The organism is Falsiroseomonas frigidaquae, assembly GCF_012163145.1.
Lineage (GTDB): Bacteria > Pseudomonadota > Alphaproteobacteria > Acetobacterales > Acetobacteraceae > Falsiroseomonas > Falsiroseomonas frigidaquae.
Genome location: NZ_JAAVTX010000005.1, coordinates 229,223 through 245,533, shown reverse-complemented (window position 1 = coordinate 245,533; position 16,311 = coordinate 229,223). Strand labels below are relative to the sequence as shown.

The 16,311-nt window shown below is 71.6% G+C and carries 15 protein-coding genes; 11 read left to right on the top strand and 4 right to left on the bottom strand.

Annotation, left to right across the window (positions count from 1 at the left end; translation table 11 throughout):
• Positions 1–53: 53 nt before the first annotated feature.
• Complete coding sequence (locus HB662_RS17395) at positions 54–770, top strand: cytochrome b/b6 domain-containing protein (protein ID WP_168051090.1); 717 nt, start codon at positions 54–56, stop codon at positions 768–770.
• 71 nt (positions 771–841) lie between these two features.
• Here HB662_RS17395 and HB662_RS17390 read toward each other — a convergent pair whose 3' ends face one another.
• A complete protein-coding gene (locus tag HB662_RS17390; protein ID WP_168051089.1) occupies positions 842–1,306 on the bottom strand; it encodes a cytochrome c in 465 nt (154 codons plus the stop codon).
• A gap of 156 nt (positions 1,307–1,462) precedes the next feature.
• On the opposite strand from HB662_RS17390, the gene HB662_RS17385 reads away from it, so the two are divergent.
• Positions 1,463–2,461: a Bug family tripartite tricarboxylate transporter substrate binding protein gene (locus HB662_RS17385; protein WP_168051088.1), complete on the top strand. Its 999-nt coding sequence runs from the start codon at positions 1,463–1,465 to the stop codon at positions 2,459–2,461.
• Between the two features lie 44 nt (positions 2,462–2,505).
• Here HB662_RS17385 and HB662_RS17380 read toward each other — a convergent pair whose 3' ends face one another.
• Entirely contained in the window at positions 2,506–3,372 is an 867-nt protein-coding gene (locus tag HB662_RS17380) for a calcium-binding protein (protein WP_168051087.1), read from the bottom strand.
• A gap of 171 nt (positions 3,373–3,543) precedes the next feature.
• On the opposite strand from HB662_RS17380, the gene HB662_RS17375 reads away from it, so the two are divergent.
• Both HB662_RS17375 and HB662_RS17370 read left to right on the top strand, forming a co-directional pair.
• Entirely contained in the window at positions 3,544–5,136 is a 1,593-nt protein-coding gene (locus HB662_RS17375) for a GMC family oxidoreductase (protein WP_168051086.1), read from the top strand.
• Positions 5,137–5,149: 13 nt separating this feature from the next.
• Positions 5,150–5,890, top strand: coding sequence for an SDR family NAD(P)-dependent oxidoreductase (locus HB662_RS17370; RefSeq protein ID WP_168051085.1), 741 nt, complete (start codon positions 5,150–5,152; stop codon positions 5,888–5,890).
• 126 nt (positions 5,891–6,016) lie between these two features.
• Here the strand turns inward: HB662_RS17370 and HB662_RS17365 are convergent, their stop codons facing one another.
• Complete coding sequence (locus HB662_RS17365) at positions 6,017–7,279, bottom strand: aminopeptidase (protein WP_168051084.1); 1,263 nt, start codon at positions 7,277–7,279, stop codon at positions 6,017–6,019.
• Positions 7,280–7,295: 16 nt separating this feature from the next.
• On the bottom strand, positions 7,296–7,883 hold the full coding sequence (locus tag HB662_RS17360) for a TlpA disulfide reductase family protein (RefSeq protein ID WP_342449532.1): 588 nt from the start codon (positions 7,881–7,883) through the stop codon (positions 7,296–7,298).
• Between the two features lie 17 nt (positions 7,884–7,900).
• Between HB662_RS17360 and argH the strand changes: the two genes are divergently transcribed.
• Genes argH through thrC form a run of 7 tightly spaced genes read left to right on the top strand, consistent with a single transcriptional unit; the run spans position 7,901 to position 16,305 of the window.
• Entirely contained in the window at positions 7,901–9,295 is a 1,395-nt protein-coding gene (gene argH / locus HB662_RS17355; RefSeq protein ID WP_342449531.1) for an argininosuccinate lyase, read from the top strand.
• Positions 9,292–9,417: a hypothetical protein gene (locus HB662_RS29760; RefSeq protein ID WP_280864807.1), complete on the top strand. Its 126-nt coding sequence runs from the start codon at positions 9,292–9,294 to the stop codon at positions 9,415–9,417. Before argH ends, HB662_RS29760 begins: the two co-directional genes overlap by 4 nt.
• A gap of 38 nt (positions 9,418–9,455) precedes the next feature.
• Positions 9,456–10,799, top strand: a complete 1,344-nt coding sequence (gene lysA / locus HB662_RS17350; RefSeq protein WP_168051083.1) for a diaminopimelate decarboxylase — start codon at positions 9,456–9,458, stop codon at positions 10,797–10,799.
• Positions 10,796–13,477, top strand: a complete 2,682-nt coding sequence (locus HB662_RS17345) for a DUF4175 domain-containing protein (protein ID WP_168051082.1) — start codon at positions 10,796–10,798, stop codon at positions 13,475–13,477. Before lysA ends, HB662_RS17345 begins: the two co-directional genes overlap by 4 nt.
• A 4-nt stretch (positions 13,478–13,481) precedes the next feature.
• Positions 13,482–13,985, top strand: a complete 504-nt coding sequence (locus tag HB662_RS17340; protein WP_168051081.1) for a GNAT family N-acetyltransferase — start codon at positions 13,482–13,484, stop codon at positions 13,983–13,985.
• 26 nt (positions 13,986–14,011) lie between these two features.
• Positions 14,012–14,857 carry an alpha/beta fold hydrolase gene (locus HB662_RS17335; RefSeq protein WP_168051080.1) on the top strand — a complete coding sequence of 282 codons (846 nt, stop codon included), beginning with the start codon at positions 14,012–14,014 and terminating at the stop codon, positions 14,855–14,857.
• Positions 14,858–14,901: 44 nt separating this feature from the next.
• Complete coding sequence (gene thrC, locus HB662_RS17330) at positions 14,902–16,305, top strand: threonine synthase (protein WP_168051079.1); 1,404 nt, start codon at positions 14,902–14,904, stop codon at positions 16,303–16,305.
• Positions 16,306–16,311: the final 6 nt, after the last annotated feature.

Here is a 16,311-nt window from a genome sequence, read left to right as displayed (position 1 = left end):
CGCGCGCCCCGCGCCGCGCCACACCGGTTTCGTTGCACCGCCGAGGATTTCCGATGGCCCGCGAGACGACGCCCTTGCCCGGGACCCGCCGCCTGAAGGTCTGGGACCCCTGGATCCGCCTGGTGCACTGGCTGATCGTGCTGCTGATACCGCTATCCTGGTGGTCGGCGGAGACGCATCGCTTCGACCTGCATGTGCTGTCCGGCTACACCATGCTGACGCTGCTGCTGTTCCGCATCGCCTGGGGCTTCGTCGGCAGCCATACCGCGCGCTTCCGCAACTTCCTCGCCTCGCCGCTGGAGGCGGTGCGCCATCTCGGCCATTTCCGGCGGCGGCAGGCGGCGGTGGAGATCGGCCACAACGCGGCCGGCGGCTGGATGGTGCTGGTGCTGCTCGGCCTGTTGCTGGCGCAGGCTGGCAGCGGGCTGTTCGCGGATGATGAGATCTTCACCCGCGGCCCACTGGCGCGCGCCGTGGACCCGGCGACCAGCGCGCTCGCCACCTCGATCCATCTGCGGGTGTTCTGGGGGATCCTCGGCGCGGCGGTGCTGCATATCCTGGCCATCCTGGCCTATCGCCTGGTGCGGAAGCAGAACCTGGTGACGCCGATGATCACCGGCGCGCTGCGCCTGCCGGTGGTCTATCGCGGGCCGGTGCCGCGCATGGGCAGCAACTGGCTGGCCGCCGCGTTGCTGGCGGCGGCGGCGGCGGCGGTCTGGGCGCTGGTGCAGTGGGGTTCCGCACAGGGCAGCGCCAGCGCCTTCGGCTGAGCGGCCGGACGGGCCGCCGCAGCTTGTGCGGCGAGCCCAGCCGGCGCCCCGGCGCTTGAGGGACGCTGCCCTTATCTCGCGCGGAACTGCTGGTGGCAGGCGCCGCAGGTGCCGCCGGTGGCGCGCAGCAGGTCGGGCGAGATGGTGCCCGATTCGGCCGCCGTCTTCAGCGTGGCCAGTGCCGCGACCATGTTGGTGGCGCGGGTCTGGAAGCCGGCCCGGTCGGCCTCGATGGCCGTCAGCGCGCGGGTCTGGCCCGGCTGGGTGCCCTGCGGCTGTGGCGGAGTCAGGCTGGCAGCCGGCACCAGGTTGGGCAGCGTCTGCACGAAGGCGGACATCGCCTCGATCCGCGGCACCAATGCCCGCGTATCGCCGCGGGACTGCACGGTCTGCGCCACCGCCTCCATCGTCTGGCCCAGGCCGCGCAGCCCGGCGCGCCGGTCCGCCACCACATCCTGCGCCACCGCAGCACCCGCAATCCCCAGCGCCGCCCCCAGCAGCACCAGGCCGCCCGCCGCCATCATCCAACCACGCATGCCTTGATCCTCTCGATCGGGTCGGGTCAGCGTGACAGCAAGCAGCCGGCACCGCAACGAGCGCGGCAACGCGGTTGCATTCGGAAACGATACCCTTGCCCTGGCACGCTGGCGGGGCGAGGCTTCGGGACAAGCAATAAATCACGGAGGAAACACATGCTTCTGCGACGCGGCGCACTCGGCATCGGGGCGGCAGTGCTGGCTGCCGGCCTGGCCGGCCCGGCCTGGGCCTGGCCGGACCGGACCATCAACCTTGCCGTCGGCTACTCCCCCGGCGGGTCGACCGACATCACCTCCCGCCTGCTGGCGGACCGGCTGGGGCCGGCACTCGGGCCGAACGGCCGCGTGGTGGTGGAGAATCGCCCGGGGGCGGCCGGCATCATCGCCGCCGACTGGCTGCGCCGCCAGGCGCCGGATGGCTACACGCTGATGCTGGTGGAGGCGTCGTCCCACGCCTTGGCGCCGGCGGCCATCGTCGGCGGCACGCGCTACGATCCGCTGGCGGACTACACGCATATCGCCGTTGTCGGCACCGCCCCGATGATCCTGGTGGCGCAGCCCGGCATGCCCGCCAGCTCGCCGCAGGAAGTCGTCGCGCGGATGCGTTCGGGGCAGCCGGATGAACTGCCCTTCGCCTCCTCCGGCGTCGCCTCCATGCCGCATCTCTCGGCCGAGATGTTCGTCAACGTCATGGGCATGGGCGGGCGCTTCCCGCATGTCGCCTACCGTTCCGGCGGGCAGATGGTGGAGAGCATCGCCAAGGCGGAGACGCAGTGGGGTGTCGCCGTGCTCGCCTCCGCCGCCGGCCAGGTGCGGGATGGCCGGGTGCGTGGCATCGCGGTGACCGGGATGGAGCGCTTTCCCTCCTTCCCCGACATCCCGACGCTGAACGAGACGGCGCTGCCCGGCTTCGACCTGGAGAACTGGTTCGCGGTGATCGGGCCGAAGGACATGCCGCAGCCCGTGGTGACGCAGCTCAACGCTGCGATCCGGGAGGCGCTGGGCCAGGCGCAGCTGCGCGAAAGGCTGCTGACCGCGGGCGTGGCACCGTGGACGCGCCCGAACAGCCCATCCGACGCCACCGCCTTCTTCCGCGCCGAGCTGGCGAAGTTCCGGGACGTGGTGGCGCGCACCGGGGTGAAGCTGGAGCCGTGAGTTGGAAAGGGAAGGGGCCTGCGCCCCTTCCCCAGCCGGCACCTTCAGCCGAAGGAGAAATCGTCGCTCGACAGGCTGGAGGCCCGGACGCCCGACAGCGAAACCGAGGCCGCATCGGCGCCGCTGCCCCAGCTGATGATGGCCGCGGTGCCGGCCGCATTGTCGCGGATGCGGAGGTCGGAGAATTCGTCCACGCCCGGGATGCCCTCGAACTTGAACTTGTCGTCGTCCACCTCGAAGTCGCGGATCTGGTCCTGGCCGGAGCGCCGGCCGAAATAGAAGGTGTCGTCGCCCTCGCCGCCATACATGATGTCGTTGCCGGCACCGCCGGTCAGCTCATCCGCGCTGCTGCCGCCATCCAGCCGGTCGTTGCCGTCGCCCCCGAACAGCGTGTCGTCATCGGCGCCGCCATAGGCCGTGTCGTTGCCCGTGCCGCCCTGGATCAGGTCGTCGCCATTCTCGCCATACAGCAGGTCCTGGCCGCTGCCGCCATCCAGCGTGTCGTTGTCGACGCCGCCATAGGCGCGGTCATTGCCGCTGCCGCCCAGGATCGAGTCATTGCCCTGGCCGCTGCGGATCGAATCATTGCCGGCCCCGCCATCGAGCGTGTCGTTGCCGACATCGTCGCGCAGCGTGTCGTTGCCGTTGCCGCCCGCCAGCAGGTCGTTGCCGAGGTTGCCGACGAGGCTGTCATTGCCGTCATCGCCGAAGACCTCGTCATTGCCGTCGCCGCCATCGGCGGTGTCGTTGCCGGCCCCGCCGATCAGCGTGTCGTTGCCGGTCTCTCCGAACAGGCTGTCATTGCCGCCGCGGCCATCCAGGCGGTCATCGCCCGAACGCCCGTAGAGTTGGTCCGCCGAGGAGCCCCCGAGCAGGGTATCCCCGTCCTCCGTCCCAATGCGCACAACCATTCGACCTCTCCATGGGCATGAATGCCCGGCAGGGTTGTGCCGATGGATGGCGGCGTCTTAATGACATCACGTTCACGAATCAGCCATCTCGGGCGGCTGCGGCGGTGGCTCACATGGACTTGCGGTCAGCCGCCGTCGGGGCGAGGCTGCTGCCGGGTAGGGGAGCGTTCCATGGGGCCGACCGGCGTGGCCGACATCATCGTCATCGGCGGCGGTTCCGCCGGCTGCGTCATCGCCGCGCGGCTGTCGGAGGACCCGTCCTGCCGCGTGCTGCTGCTGGAGGCCGGGCCGCCGGATCGTGACCCCTGGATCCGCCTGCCGATCGGCTATGCCAAGCTATTCGGCAGCGGCCGCTACGATCCGCGCTTCATGACGGAGCCGGAAGCGGCGCTTTCCGGCCGCGCCATCCACTGGCCACGCGGCCGCGTGCTGGGCGGTTCGGGCTCCGTCAATGGCCTGGTCTTCCTGCGCGGCAGCCCGAACGACTATGACCGTTGGGCGCAATCCGGCGCGCGCGGCTGGGCGCATGCCGATGTGCAGCCCTTCTTCCGCAAGCTGGAGACCTGGGAGGGCGCGCCTTCCGACACCCGCGGCACGGATGGCCCGATTCGCGTCAGCGAGCCGCGGCGCCTGGCCCCGGCGGCGCAGGCCTTCGTCGATAGCTGCGTCGCCGCCGGCCTGCCGCGCTTCGGCGATGTGAATGGCGGCGGGCCGATCGAGGGTGCCGGGCCGATCCAGCTCAATGTCGGCGGCGGGTTTCGTTCATCTTCCGCCCGCACCTACCTGCGCCCGGCGATGCGCCGGCCCAATCTGCGGGTGGAGACGGGCATCACCGTGCAGCGCATCCTGTTCGAGGAAGGCCGGGCGGTGGGCGTGCAGACCGGGCAGGGCGTGTTCCGGGCAGCACGGGAAATCGTGCTCAGTGCCGGTGCGATCGAATCGCCGAAACTGCTGATGCTGTCGGGCATCGGCGATGCGGCTGCGCTGGCCGAATTCGGCATCGCCAGCGTGGCGCACAGCCCGGATGTCGGCCGCAACCTGCAGGACCATCTGATCTCGAAATTCATCTACCGCACCAAGCCCTGCGGCACGCTGAACGAGGTCCTGGGCAGCCCCTTCCGCAAGGGCGCCATGGGGCTGGAGTGGCTGCTGCGCCGCGCCGGGCCGCTGGCGATCGGCGCCGGGGAGGCAACGGCCTTCGCCCGCATCACCCCGGGGGCGGAGGAGGCGGAGGCGCAGCTTCTGTTCGTCAACTTCTCCACCTTCGACTACAGCAAGGGGCTGCATCCCTTCCCGGGCGTGATGTGGAACTACGGCCCCTGCCGGCCGGACAGCCGCGGCTGGCTGACCCTGGCCTCGCCCGACCCGGCGGACCGCCCGGTGATCCGGCCGAACTACCTGGATCATCCGAACGACCTGCGGATCATGCTCGGCGCCGCCCGCCTGTCCCAGCGCATCGCCGCGAGCCCGCCCTTCGCCGGACTGATCGAGGAGGAACTTCGTCCGGGCCCGCAAGGCGATAGCGATGCGGCGCTTGAGGCGAATATCCGCGCCACCGCCGGCACCGTGTTCCACCCCTGCGGCACCGCGCGCATGGGCACGGACAGCCGCGCCGTGCTCGACCCGGAACTCAGGGTGCGCGGCGTCACGGGGCTGCGCGTGGCCGATGCCAGCGTGTTCCCGCTGATCCCGTCCCCCAATATTCAGCCCGCCGCCTTGATGGTGGGCGAACGCTGCGCCGATTTCATCCGGCGGGCCGCTTAAGGAAACGAGACGCATGACTGACCGCAAGACCGCCCTGATCACCGGCGCCGGCCGCAATATCGGCCGCGCCGTGGCGCTCGCCCTGGCCGGGGATGGCTTCAACGTCATCATCAACGGCTCCTCCGACAAGGCGGCGGCGGAGAGCGTGGCGGCCGAGGCGAAGGCGCTGGGCGTGAAGTCCCTGGTTGCGATGGGCGATGTCGGCGACCCCGCCGCCTGCGGCCGCATCGCCGCCGCGGCGCTGGGTGAATTCGGCGCGGTGGATGTGCTGGTGAACAACGCGGCCCTTCGCCCGGCCAAGGCCTTCCTGGAAACCACCGCCGAGGATTGGCGGCGGGTGATGTCGGTGGATCTGGAAGCGGCGATCTGGCTGTCCCAGGCCTGCCTGCCGGGCATGCTGGAGCGCGGCTGGGGGCGGATCGTCAACTTCACCGGGATGAACGCCATCCATGGCTATGCCGGCCGCGCGCCGGTCTCCGTTTCCAAGCACGGGCTGTGGGGCCTGACCAAGTCGCTGGGCAAGGAGTTCGGGCCGAAGGGCATCACCGTGAACGCCATCTCGCCGGGGCCGATCAAGGCGGATGACGAGGATGAGAACCCGACCGAATACCGCCAGAAGATGGTCGCCCGCGTGCCGGTGGGCCGCATGGGGCAGCCGCGGGAAGTGGCGGCGGCGGTGCGGCTGCTGGTCTCGGCGGATGGTGGCTTCATCAACGGGCAGATGCTGCAGGTGAATGGCGGGGCGGAGACCTGAGCCGAGCGCCGACAACCTGAATCAACGCCGCCGCGCGCCGGATCCGGCGCGCGGCGGCCCTGATGAGGTGATGGAGCGGCAGCCCGGAGCGGTGGACCGGGCCGCCGACTGCATCACCACCCCCGCTCAGACAGCCACGAATTCCCCCGCCCGCATCAGCGGCTCCACCGCGCCATCCTTCGTCACGCCATCCACATCCAACTGCCCGCTGCCGATCATCCAGTCGATGTGGATGAGGGAGGCATTGGCGCCGCGTTCCGCCAGCCGCTCCATCGGCACGTCGGCGGCATCCCGCAGGCAGGTGGTATAGGCCTGGCCGAGGGCGATGTGGCTGGCGGCGTTCTCGTCGAACAGCGTGTTGCGGAACAGTAGCCCGCTGGCGCTGATCGGGGAGGAATGCGGCACCAGCGCCACCTCGCCCAGCCGCGCCGCGCCCTCATCCGTCTCCAGCACTTTGCTCAGCACTTCCTCGCCCTTGGAGGCATGGGCCTCGACGATGCGGCCTTCCTCGAAGCGCACCACGATGTCCTCGATCAGCGTGCCGGCATAGGCCAGCGGCTTGGTGGAGCGGACGGTGCCATGCACGCGCAGGCGGTGCGGCGTGGTGAACACCTCCTCCGTCGGGATGTTCGGGTTGCAGGTGATGCCGTTCTTGGCGGGCTCCGCCCCGCCGGCCCAGAGGTGACCATCGGCCAGGCCGAGCGTCAGGTCGGTGCCGGGGCCACGGTAACGCAGCTCGAAATAGTCCTTTTCGTTGAGGTAGCTGGTACGCGCGTGCAGCCGGGCATTGTGGGCCGCCCATTCGGCCACCGGATCCGCCACATCCACCCGGCAGGCGGCGAAGATGGCGTCCCACAGCTTCGCCACCGCCTCATCCTCCGGCAGCCCCGGAAACACCTCCCGCGCCCAGCCGGGGGTGGAGGCGGGGACCAGGTTCCAGTTGATGGCGAAGCTGGTGATCAGTTCCAGCGCCGGGCGATAGGCGATGGAACGCGCGCGGTTGGACCGCGCCACCTTCTCCGGGTCCTGCCCGGCCAGCAGGGTGGGGCTGTCGCCGACAACCGCCAGGCGGGCGGCATTGCCCCGGAAGGCCTGGGCCATGCCCTCGAACAGCCAGCCGGGGGCGACATCGAAAGCCTCCGGCGCCGCGTGGCGGTAGCGGGCCAGCGCCACCTCATCATCGCCGATCAGCGGTGTCACCAGCGTCGCACCGGCCTGGTAGGCATGTACCGCGATGCGGCGGACCAGGGGCAGCGCCTCGACCGGGCTGGTCATCACCAGCTCCTGGCCCTTCTGCAAGTTCAGCCCCACCCGCACGGCGAGCGCCGCCAGCTTGTCGAGCCGCGTCTCAAAGGCAGTCGCCGCGGCGGCCGTTGCGTCATCGGGCATGGGATCCATCCTGTCTTCAGGTACGGGTGGTGGTTTCGGCGGCGGCCGGGGTGCGGGTCAACCGGCGGATGGCGGCCACCACCTGCGGCTCGTCCCACTCGGCGTCGCCGGTCAGGCGCGCCACTTCCAGGCCGCGCCGGTCGATCAGGATGGTCGTGGGCAGCACGCGCACGGCCAGGGCGCGGCCGGTGGCGCCGCGGGGGTCCAGCCAGATGCCCAGGTGGCGCAGGTTGGTGCGCTGGTAGAAGGGCTCCACCTGGGCGCGGCCGCCACGGTCGTTCGACAGCGCCAGCACCTCGATCCCGTCGCGGGCGACCTGGGCGTGCAGCCGGTCCAGCGACGGCATTTCGGCCACGCAGGGTGGGCACCAGGTGGCCCAGAAATTCACCACCAGCGCCTTGCCGCGAAAGGCCTCGAACATGAAGGGCCGACCCTCGGCATCGGTGAAGGACAGCCCCTCGGGCAGCGGGCGCGGCTCCGGGTGTTCCACCAGCCTTTGCAGGCCATTCGCCGCCGCGGCTTGGCGGCCCCCCATCCCGGCGAGTAGGGTCGCGCCGGTCGCGGCCCCCAGAAGGGCGCGGCGACTGCCGGATTTCCAAATCACCTCGAAAGACCTCCTCCGTGACCGAACCGCGTGCGAGCCATGACCTCTGGGGCGGGCGCTATGCCGAAGGCCCCTCCGCCATCATGCGGGAGATCAATGCCAGCATCGGCTTCGACCGCAAGATGTGGCGCCAGGACATCTCTGGCAGTCTCGCCCATGCGGCGATGCTGAAGCATGTAGGGATCATCAGCGCCGAGGACGAGGCTTCGATCCGCCAGGGCCTCGCGGATATCGCCGAGGAGATTGATTCGGGAAGGTTTGTCTTCAGCGATGCGCTGGAAGACATCCACATGAACATCGAGGCGCGGCTGACGGAACGCATCGGGGAGGCCGGCAAGCGCCTGCACACCGCGCGCAGCCGCAACGACCAGGTGGCGCTGGATGTGCGGCTGTGGACGCGGGACGCGATCGATGGGCTGGACCGGCAGATCGCGGACGTCATGCGCGCCCTGGTGGCGCGCGCCGCGGAACATGCCGGCACGGTGATGCCCGGCTTCACCCACCTGCAGCCAGCCCAGCCCACCACCTTCGGCCACCACCTGCTGGCCTATGTAGAGATGCTTTCGCGCGATCGCGGCAGGCTCGCCGACTGCCGCAAGCGCCTGAACGAAAGCCCGCTCGGTTCCGCCGCGCTCTGCGGCACCGGCTTCCCGATCGACCGGCACATGACCGCCGCGGCGCTGGGCTTCGACGGGCCGATGCGCAACAGCCTGGATGCCGTCGCTTCCCGCGATTTCGCCGCCGAGTTCCTGTTCGCCTGCGCCATGTGCGTCACCCACCTGTCCCGCCTGGCGGAGGAGGTGGTGATCTGGACCAACCCCTATTTCGGCTTCGTGAAACTGTCGGATGCCTTCACCACCGGCAGCTCCATCATGCCGCAGAAGCGCAATCCGGATGCGGCGGAGCTGGTGCGCGGCAAGACCGGCCGCGTGTTCGGCGCGCTGGTGGGCATGCTGACCGTGCTGAAGGGCCTGGCGCTGACCTATGGCAAGGACATGCAGGAGGACAAGGAGGGCATTTTTGACAGTGCCGAAACCCTCGCCCTCTGCCTGGCGGCGACTGGCGGGATGATCCGGGACATGCAGCCGCAGCCGGAGCGGATGCAGGTGGCGGCCGGCGCCGGCTTCTCAACCGCGACCGACCTGGCCGACTGGCTGGTGCGGGAGCTGAAATTCCCCTTCCGCGACGCCCACCATGTCACCGGCCGTCTGGTTGCGATGGCGGAGGCGGCGGGGGTGGATCTGGCAGGGCTGAGCCTCGCCCAGATGCAGCAGGTGGAACCGCGCATCAGCCAGGGCGTCTTCGACGTGCTGACGGTCGATGCCTCGGTCCGGTCCCGCACCTCCTTCGGCGGCACGGCGCCGGCGAATGTGGCGCGGATGGCGGCGGAATGGCAGGAGAAGCTCGGATGAGGCTGTTCATCGCCCTGTTGCTGGTGGCCGGGACCCTGGCCGCCTGCGGCCGCGCCGGCGGCATCCGCCCGCCGGGCCCGCCGGACCAGGTGACCTATCCGAGGGCCTATCCCAGCCGCTGACGCTTGGCGCGCCGCGCCCGCGCCCCCAGAATAGGGACATGGCCGCACCCGCTCCCCTGCTCCACCCGGATTCCGACCCCAGCTTCGCCGAGCTGCTCGCCCTCCGCCCGCAACTCCGCATGGACCCGCTGGCCGGGCTGATGATGGAGGAGGTGCCGCTGGCGCGCATCGCCGCCGCCGTCGGCACGCCGACCTGGGTCTATTCCGCCAACACGCTGCGGCGCCGCCTGGCCACGCTGCAATCTGCGCTGGATGACGCGCGGCTGGGCGCGCAGGTGCATTTCGCGGTCAAGGCCAACCCGAACCTGGCCGTGCTGCGGACGCTGGGCGAGGCCGGGGCCGGGGCCGATGTGGTGTCGGAAGGTGAACTGCGCGCCGCCCGCGCCGCCGGCATCCCGGCCAGCCACATCGTTTTCTCCGGCGTCGGCAAGACCCTGGCGGAGATCCGCCTGGCGCTGGCCGAGGACATCCAGCAGATCAACGCCGAAAGCGCGGAGGAGGTGGAGATGATCTCCGCCGTCGCCACCGCCATGGGCCGTACCGCCCGGGTTGCGCTGCGGGTGAACCCGGATGTGGACGCCAAGACCCACGCCAAGATCACCACCGGCAAGTCGGAGAACAAGTTCGGCATCGCCATCGGCGACGCGCCGGCGCTGTACGCCCGCATGGCGACGCTCCCCGGCATCCAGCCGATCGGCGTCGCCGTGCATATCGGCAGCCAGATCACCGCCGGCGTCTCCGCCTATCGCACCGCCTATGGCCATCTGGCGGATCTGGTCCGCGCGCTGCGCGCCCAGGGCCTGCCGGTGGAGCGCGTCGATTGTGGCGGCGGCCTCGGCATCCCCTACCGGGACGAGCCGGCGCCGCACCCCGCCGCGCTGGCCGGTGCCATCCAGGCGACGCTGGGCAATCTCGGCGTCGAGCTGATGGTGGAGCCCGGCCGCTGGATCGCGGGGCCGGCCGGCGTGCTGCTGGCCTCCGTCATCCTGCAGAAGCAGGGCGCGGAACGGCGCTTCGTGGTGCTGGACGCGGCGATGAACGACCTGGTGCGGCCGGCCATGTATGAGGCCTGGCACGGCATCGTTCCGGTCACCCCGGCCGATTTCGTGGCGGCGGTGGCACCCGCCGACGTGGTCGGGCCGATCTGCGAAAGCGGGGACACCTTCGCGCGAAATCGTGGCCTTCCGCCCCTCGAACCGGGTAGCCTCGTGGCCTTCCTGGATGCGGGAGCCTACGGCGCGGCGATGAGCAGCACCTACAACAACCGTCCCCTGGCCGCCGAAGTGCTGGTCGATGGCGACCGTTTCGCCGTGGTGCGGGAACGCCAGACCCAGGACGCCCTGCTGGCAGGCCAGCGACTGCCGGATTGGTTCGCCGCATGATCGGCCGGCGCGAGGCCTCCCCGCTTCGCGCCTTGCCGCGGCGCCGGCGGCTGGCGCGGCTGGCGCTCGGCTGGGAACGGCTCTGGCCGGCGCTGTGGCCGCCGCTCGGCGTGCTCGGCGCCTTCCTGCTGGTGGCGCTGCTCGGCCTGCCGCTGCTGCTGCCGCCATGGCTGCGGCCCTTCCTGACCTTCGCCTTCGCCCTCGGCATCGGCTACGCCGCCCTGCGCGGCTTCCGTGGCCTTTCCGTGCCGAAGCCGGCGGAGGCCGACCGGCGGCTGGAAACGGCCTCCGGCCTCGCCCACCGGCCGCTCGCCGCATTGGCAGACCGGCCGGCGGGGAACGACCCGGTCGCCCTGGCGGTGTGGGAAGCGCACCGCCGCCGCGCCGCCACCTCCATCGGCAACCTGCGCGTCGGCCTGCCGCGGCCCGGCCTGGCGCGGCGGGACCCGATCGCGTTGCGGGCCGGGCTCGGCCTGGCCCTCGGCGCCGCGCTGGTGGTGGCGGGGGGCGAGGCCCCCGAACGGCTGCGCCGCGCCTTGCTGCCGGAATTCGGCCTGGCGGTGGCGGCGCCGGCGCTGCGGCTGGAAGCCTGGGTGACGCCGCCGGCCTATACCGGCGCCGCGCCGATCTTTCTGGACTCAGCCGGTGGCGCCGTGACGGTGCCGCAGGGCAGCCGGCTTCAGGTGGCGCTCTCGGGCGGCAGCGGCGGCGCCCCGGAATTGCAGCTCGGCGCGGAGGCGACGCCGTTCCGCGCGCTCGATGCGCAATCCTGGGCGGCGGAGGCGCTGCTGGACCAGGGCGCCCGGCTGGTGATCCGGCGCGACGGGTTCGAGGTCGCCGGCTGGACCCTGACCGTGCAGGCGGACCAGCCGCCCAGCGCCGATTTCGCCGAGCCGCCCGCCCGCGCCCAGCGCGGCCTGGCGGTGCGCCTGCCCTGGCAGGCTTCGGATGATTGGGGCCTGGCCTCGCTGGTGGCGGAGTTCCGCCTGGTGGCGCGGCCGCAGGCGCCGGCGCATGTGCTGGACATCAACCTGCCCGGCGTACAGCCGCGCGAGGCCGATGGCATCGCCGGGCCGGACCTCTCCGCGCATCCCTGGGCCGGGCTGGAGGTGGAGGTGCAGCTTCTGGCGCGCGACGGCGCGGCGCAGGAAGGCCGTTCCGAAACCGCCCGGATCACCCTGCCCGAACGCGGCTTCACCCATCCGGTGGCGGTGGCGCTGATCGCGCTCCGCAAGGCGCTGTCGCTGGACCCGACGGCGCGGCTGCAGGCGCGTGCCGAGCTGGACCGGCTTTCCGCCGCGCCCGAGGCCTTCGAGCACGACACCACCACCTTCCTGGCGCTGCGCAGCGCCCGCCACCGCCTGGTCCGCGACCATCGGCCGCAGGCGGTGGATGAGGCGCAGGAGCTGATTTGGGAAACCGCCCTGGCACTGGAGGAAGGCCGCGCCGACCGCACCGCCCGCGCCCTGGAACAGGCCCGCGCCGAGCTGCGGGAGGCGCTGGAACAGCAGCTTCGCGAACAGCAGCAGCGCGAGGAGGCGGAGCGCCAGAACCAGGCCCAGGACCAGGCCCAGGAACAGACACCGGAACAGCAGCGCGAGGCGGATGAACAGCGCGCCGAGACGGATCGCCGCATCCAGGAACTGCGCGACGCCATCCGCCGCCATCTGGAGGCGCTGGCCGAGCGGCTGCAGCAGGAGAATGCGGAGTCGATGACCACCGACCCGCAGAACCGCCTGATGGACCGCCGCGACCTGGACCGTCGCACCGACCGCATGCGCGACGCCAACCGGGAGCAGCGCCCGCAGGATGCCGAGCGCGAGCTGGCGGAGCTGGAGGAGATGCTGCGCGCGCTGGAGGAAGGCCGCACCCCGCAGAACGAGGCGGCGGAGCGCAACCGCCAGCAGCGCCAGCGCGGCCAGCAGCAGATGGGCGTGGTGCAGGACATGGTGCGCCGCCAGACCGGCATGCTCGACAGCGGCCATCGCCGCGCCGAGGCCGAGGCGCAGCGCCAGGAAGCCGAGCGCCGCGCCCGGATGCTGCAGAACCGCGCCCCCTGGTCCCGCCCGCCGCAACCCGAGCCGCCATCCGCCGTCCCCGATCCGGCCGGTTCGGAAGCCCGTGCCGAAGCGGCGCGGGAGGCGCTGACCCAACGCGCGCTGCGCCGGGCGCTGGGTGAGGTGATGCAGCAATTCGGCGACCTGACCGGCGAAATCCCGGCCCCCCTCGGCCGCGCCGACCAGGCGATGCGGGAGGCGCAGGAGGCGCTGGCCCAGGGTGGCGATGCCCGCACCCCGCAGCAGACCGCGATCCGCGAATTGCAGGAAGGCGGCCGCCAGATGGCGCAGCAGATGCAGCGCCAGTTCGGCCAGGGCCAGCCGGGCGAGGAAGGGGAGGGCGAGGGCGAGGGCGAGATGTTCGGCCAGGGCCAGGGTGAGAACGGCCAGGATGGCGGCCAGGAGAACGCGCAGGGCCAGGGCCCCGGCCGCGACCCGCTCGGCCGCCGGAGCCGGGAGGCACCGGGCGCGCAGGACAATGGCAGCGACACCCGCGTGCCGGATGAGGCCGAGCTGCTCCGCACCCGCCGCATCCAGGAGGAACTGCGCAAGCGCGGTGCCGAGCGGACGCGGCCGCAGGAGGAATTGGACTACATCGACCGGCTGCTGAAGCGGTTCTGAGGGCGTGCCGCGCATCACGGACGCACCCGACCCCGGCAGCCTGGGGCGGATCATCGGCCTGCATGCGGCGTGGTATGCCCGCCACTGGGGCTTCGGCCTGCCCTTCGAGGCCAAGGTCGCCGCCGAGCTCGGCGCCTTCGCCTGCAGCCTGCCGCGCGACGATTCCCGGCTGTTCTTGGCGCTCGGCGAGGCCGGGGAGGTGCTGGGCGGCATCGCGCTGGATGGGCGGGAGGGCGCGCGCGCCCGCATCCGCTGGTTCATCCTGGCGGAGGAAGCGCGCGGCGGCCTCGGCCGGCGGCTGCTGGGCGCGGCACTGGATTTCGCGGACCAGCGCGGCTTCGAAGCGGTTTGGCTGACCACCTTCGCCGGCCTCGACGCTGCCCGGCGGCTTTATGAATCAGCCGGCTTCCGGCTGGTGGAGGAAGCGCCCGAGACCGGTTGGGGCGTGCAGGTCCTGGGCCAGCGCTTCGAACGCCCCTTTCCCGGCACGCATCGCCCTGTAGGCTGAGGCGTCCCTGTAGAGGCAGCCCTGCCATGACCTTCACCGCCCCCGCCCGCCGCCTCGGCACGCTCGACCGGCCTGATTGCCGCATCGCCTATGAGGTGACGGGCAGCGGCCCGCCGATCGTCTTCGCGCATGGGCTGGGCGGTTGCTACCTGTCCTGGTTCCAGCAGGTGGCGCATTTCGCGCCGCGCTATGCTTGCGTCAGCTTCTCCCACCGCGGCTTCTACCCCTCCACCGCGCCGGAATCCGGGCCGGACCCGCGCGAATATGCCGGTGACCTGGCGGCGCTGGTGGATCATCTGGGCCTCGGCGACATTGCGCTGGTCTGCCAATCCATGGGCGGCTGGACCGGCGTGGAATACGCGCTGGCCAGGCCGGGGCGGCTGCGCGCCCTGGTGCTGGCGGCCACCACCGGCTCACTCGACCCGCGGCAGATGGCGGAACCGGCGCGGGGGCGGCTGGAGGGCTGGCTGAAGGAGTCGGCCGAGGCGCGCGCCGCGATGGCGGCCCGAGGCATCCACCCCGCCGCCGGCCCCGCCATGGCGGCAAGCCAGCCGGCCATGCACCATTTGTACGGCCAGTTGGACAAGCTGAGCGCCGGGCTGGACAAGGAAGCGCTGCGCGCCCGCATGGGCGAGATGCGCCGCCGCCCGCCCGCCGATCTTGCGGCCGGCAACTGCCCGGTGCTGTTCATGCCCGGCGGCCAGGACCAGGTGATCCCGCCCTTCGCCCTGCACGCCATGGCGCCGGAGATTCCGGGCGCGCGCGTGGCGCCGGTGCCGGATGCCGCCCATTCCGCCTATTTCGAGCACCCCGCCGCCTTCAATGCGCTGGTGGAGGCGTTCCTGTCGGAGGTCGGTTTCGCGCCCGCATAGGCCACCCCCTCGCGGCCCGGCGCAGGCCGGGCTATTCAACGCGGATGCGCTACATCTCCACCCGCGGCGAAGCCCCGTCGCGCGACTTCGAAGGCGTCCTGCTGGCCGGGCTGGCCGAGGATGGCGGGTTGTTCGTACCCGAGACCTGGCCGGTGCTGACCAGCGCCGAGTGGCGCAAGCTGCGCGGCCTGCCCTATCCGGACCTGGCCGCGCATATCCTGGCGCTGTTCACCGGCGGGCAGCCGGACCACGCCGCGCTGCTGCCGATGCTGCGCCAGGCCTATGCCGGCTTCGGCCACCCCGCCGTGGCGCCGCTGGTGCAGCTGGATACGCGGATGTTCGCGCTGGAACTGTTCCACGGCCCGACGCTGGCCTTCAAGGACATGGCGATGCAGGCCCTCGGCCCGCTCTTCGACCATGTGCTGGCGCGGCGTGGCGAAAGGCTGACCATCGTCGGCGCCACCTCCGGCGACACCGGCTCCGCCGCCATCGAGGCCTGCCGCGACCGCGCGGCCATCGACATCGTCATCCTGCATCCGGAGGGCCGCACCAGCCTGGTGCAGCGCCGGCAGATGACCACGGTGCTGGCGCCGAATGTCGCCAACCTCGCCATCGAGGGGTCCTTCGACGACTGCCAGGACCTGGTGAAGGCGATGTTCGCCGATGCGCCGTTCCGCGACGAGATGCGGCTATCCGCGGTGAACTCCATCAACTGGGCGCGGATCGCCCTGCAGATCCCGTACTACGTCGCCTCCGCCCTGGCACTCGGCGCGCCGGATCGGGAAGTGGCGTTCTCCGTGCCCACCGGCAATTTCGGCAATGTGCTGGCCGCCTGGGCGGCGCGGCGGATGGGGCTGCCGATCGCGCAGCTTCTCATCGGCTCCAACCGCAACGACATCCTGACCCGCTTCCTGTCGGGCAACGACATGACCATGCGGGCGGTGGAGCCTTCCTTCTCGCCTTCCATGGACATCCAGGTTTCCTCGAACTTCGAGCGCCTGCTGTTCGAATTGCTGGGTCGCGATGCCACCGCGACCGCGGACACCATGCGGCGCTTCCGGGCGGAGGGCCGCATGCCGGTGCCGGACGCCGCCTGGCGCAGCGCCACCCAGGTGTTCCGCGGTTTCGCGCTGGACGATGCCGGGACACTGGCGGAAATCCGCCGGCTGCATGGGCAGGGGTATCTGGCCGATCCGCACACCGCCATCGGCACCGCCGCCGCCATGGCCAGCCCGCCATCGGACCCCGCCATCCCGATCGTGGTGGCCGCCACCGCGCATCCCGCGAAATTCCCGGATGCGGTGCGCCAGGCCACCGGCATCGAGGCCCCCCTGCCTTCGCGCCTGGCCGACCTATATGAACGTCCTGAGCGCTTTTCCCGCCTGCCCGCCGACCTCGGCGCCATCGAGGCCTTCGTGCGGCGCCATACCCTCCGCAACGTCGCCTGACCGCGG

Bases quoted from the DNA above. Each gene is read 5' to 3' on its own strand.
- HB662_RS29760 (WP_280864807.1), top strand. From the start codon at position 9,292: ATGAGGCTGTTCATCGCCCTGTTGCTGGTGGCCGGGACCCTGGCCGCC.
- HB662_RS17380 (WP_168051087.1), bottom strand. From the start codon at position 3,372: ATGGTTGTGCGCATTGGGACGGAGGACGGGGATACCCTGCTCGGGGGC.
- HB662_RS17345 (WP_168051082.1), top strand. From the start codon at position 10,796: ATGATCGGCCGGCGCGAGGCCTCCCCGCTTCGCGCCTTGCCGCGGCGC.
- lysA (WP_168051083.1), top strand. From the start codon at position 9,456: ATGGCCGCACCCGCTCCCCTGCTCCACCCGGATTCCGACCCCAGCTTC.
- HB662_RS17335 (WP_168051080.1), top strand. From the start codon at position 14,012: ATGACCTTCACCGCCCCCGCCCGCCGCCTCGGCACGCTCGACCGGCCT.
- HB662_RS17365 (WP_168051084.1), bottom strand. From the start codon at position 7,279: ATGCCCGATGACGCAACGGCCGCCGCGGCGACTGCCTTTGAGACGCGG.
- HB662_RS17385 (WP_168051088.1), top strand. From the start codon at position 1,463: ATGCTTCTGCGACGCGGCGCACTCGGCATCGGGGCGGCAGTGCTGGCT.
- thrC (WP_168051079.1), top strand. From the start codon at position 14,902: ATGCGCTACATCTCCACCCGCGGCGAAGCCCCGTCGCGCGACTTCGAA.
- HB662_RS17390 (WP_168051089.1), bottom strand. From the start codon at position 1,306: ATGCGTGGTTGGATGATGGCGGCGGGCGGCCTGGTGCTGCTGGGGGCG.
- HB662_RS17370 (WP_168051085.1), top strand. From the start codon at position 5,150: ATGACTGACCGCAAGACCGCCCTGATCACCGGCGCCGGCCGCAATATC.
- HB662_RS17375 (WP_168051086.1), top strand. From the start codon at position 3,544: ATGGGGCCGACCGGCGTGGCCGACATCATCGTCATCGGCGGCGGTTCC.
- HB662_RS17395 (WP_168051090.1), top strand. From the start codon at position 54: ATGGCCCGCGAGACGACGCCCTTGCCCGGGACCCGCCGCCTGAAGGTC.